Source organism: Mesorhizobium sp. M1A.T.Ca.IN.004.03.1.1, from assembly GCF_003997555.1.
Lineage (GTDB): Bacteria > Pseudomonadota > Alphaproteobacteria > Rhizobiales > Rhizobiaceae > Mesorhizobium.
The window spans coordinates 1-255 of sequence record NZ_RZTV01000644.1 but is presented as its reverse complement, the minus strand read 5'-3'; the positions used below and the strand labels follow the sequence as shown (position 1 = coordinate 255).

1 protein-coding gene is annotated in these 255 nt (G+C 53.3%); it reads left to right on the top strand.

Annotated elements, in window-relative coordinates; translation table 11 throughout:
• Nucleotides 1-17 precede the first annotated feature (17 nt).
• Nucleotides 18-255 (top strand): sugar phosphate nucleotidyltransferase (locus EOD29_RS33220; protein ID WP_164764019.1); only part of this gene is annotated, 238 nt, incomplete at its 3' end.

Sequence of the window (255 nt, the reverse complement as noted above, 5' to 3'; positions counted from 1 at the left end):
TCTGGAGTTCGCTTGGGATGAAAGTCGTAATTCTCGCCGGTGGCCTCGGCTCTCGTCTTGCCGAGGAAACCAGTATCCGACCCAAGCCTCTGGTCGAAATCGGCGGCATGCCGATCCTCTGGCACATCATGAGCATCTATGCTCATCACGGGCTCAATGATTTCATCATCTGCGCCGGCTACAAGGGCTATTTGATCAAGGAATATTTCGTAAACCTTGTTCTGCACCACAACGACATCACCGTCGACCTCGCCT